The sequence below is a fragment of the Microcystis sp. M53603_WE2 genome (genome assembly GCF_030065435.1).
This window is the reverse complement of record NZ_JASJFF010000303.1, coordinates 1-1824: the sequence shown is the minus strand read 5'-3', so window position 1 is coordinate 1824 and position 1824 is coordinate 1. Positions and strand designations below refer to the sequence as shown.

The window sequence follows — 1824 nt, the reverse complement described above, 5'->3', positions numbered from 1 at the left end:
GTCCCTAGAGGCGGAAGAATTCTTAAAAGCCAAAAAACAGTTTTCCTCTTGGGATAAGGGAGCGATCGATCGGGAAGCGGCGGCGATTATTTTACAACAATGGCTCGATCGCCGACGGCGAGTTAATACTGTTGTTTGAGGAGATAACGGCAAGGGTTAATCACAGAAACCAAAAACCTAACTAATACTATCCAAAATTACTCATGACTTATGCTATAATAGCTTTATGAGTAAGTTAACCATATCGGAAGCCGCTAAATTGAAAGGTGTAAGCGTATCGACGTTAAGGCGTTGGGAGTCTGAAGGTAAACTAATTCCAGAACGGACTGCTAATGGGCATCGTCGTTATACAATTTCTCAGTTGCTTGGAGTAAAAGAGAATCTTTCCTATACTGTTGGCTATTGTTGTGTTTCTAGTCATGACCAAAAGAAAGATTTAGAACGTCAAAAAGAAGTTGTCGAACTGTTTTGCGCTCAAAACGGTTGGCAAGTTGAAATTATAGACGACTTAGGTTCAGGACTTAACTACAACAAAAAAGGATTAAAGCGATTAATTCGGTTGATTGTTGATAGTAAAGTAGAGAGATTGGTCTTAACTCATAAGGATAGATTACTTAGATTTGGTAGTGAACTAATCTTTAGTCTGTGTGAGCAATTCGGAACTGAAGTTGTCATTATCAATCGAACTGAAGACAGTACATTTGAGGAGGATTTAGCGCCAGATGTCTTAGAAATCATTACGGTATTTTCCGCTAGATTGTATGGCTCTAGAAACCATAAAAATAGAAAAATCGTAGAGGAGTTAAGAGACGTTGCTACTAGGATTCAAGACTGAGTTAAAACTAAATAATCAACAACGCTCATTATTAGCCCAACACGCAGGAACCGCACGTCATGCTTGGAATTGGGGTTTGGCTTTAACCAAGCAAATTTTAGACCATAATCAAGCTAACCCTGATGAAAAAATCAAGTTTCCTACGGCTATTGACCTTCATCAATGGTTGGTAGCATTGGTAAAATCAGAGCATGATTGGTATTACCAAGTGTCTAAATGCGCCCCCCAATGGGCGTTAAGAGCTTTATCTGATGCTTGGAAAAGATGCTTCAAGAAGATAGCTAAACCACCAAATTTCAAGAAGAAAGGTAAACAGGATAGTTTCACTTTAGATGGGAGCATTAAAATTGCCCATCAAAAGATAAAAGTTCCTGTGATTGGTTGGTTAAAAACTTACGAGCGGCTACCTGATGGATACCAGCCAAAATCTGTTACTATTAGTAAAAAAGCTAATAGGTGGTTTATTAGTTTTAAGATGGAAGTTGAACAGCAAACAACCAATAAAACTTATGATGTAGTTGGTTGTGATCTAGGAATTAAATCTTTGGCTACTTTATCGACAGGTGAAACGTTTGAAGGCTCTAAAAGTTATCGTAAATACGAAAAACAATTAGCCAGACTTCAATACTTGAACCGACATAAGGTAAAAGGTTCAAATAATTGGAACAAAGCCCAACGGCAAATAGCTAAACTTCATTTTAAAATAGCTAATATCCGTAAAGATACGTTACATAAACTCACCACTTATTTAGCCAAGAACCACGGCCAGATAGTAATTGAGGATTTAAATGTGTCTGGGATGATGGCTAATCACAAATTAGCTAAAGCCGTTCAGGATATGGGTTTTTACGCAACATCTCAATAAATGCTGGTAAGGAAGCCGAAGTCAACCTAGAAAATGAACCCGCACTCGTGAGAAAGCATCGACTTAGGTTGCACTGAGGAAGAAAATCTGCTTTAACTAAGGATATGCTTCTTCCCATCGAGAG

At 38.2% G+C, this 1824-nt stretch carries 1 protein-coding gene and 2 pseudogenes; all 3 read left to right on the top strand.

Going from position 1 to position 1824, the window contains the following annotated elements; all coding sequences use genetic code 11:
- A pseudogene (locus PX481_RS06555) lies at nucleotides 1-139 on the top strand (Holliday junction resolvase RuvX); the annotation flags it as partial.
- Nucleotides 140-226: 87 nt separating this feature from the next.
- Entirely contained in the window at nucleotides 227-835 is a 609-nt protein-coding gene (locus PX481_RS06550; protein ID WP_287107615.1) for an IS607 family transposase, read from the top strand.
- Nucleotides 813-1685 (top strand): annotated as a pseudogene (locus PX481_RS06545) (RNA-guided endonuclease InsQ/TnpB family protein); the annotation flags it as partial. The gene PX481_RS06550 and the pseudogene PX481_RS06545, both read left to right, overlap by 23 nt.
- Between the last annotated feature and the right edge of the window lie 139 nt (nucleotides 1686-1824).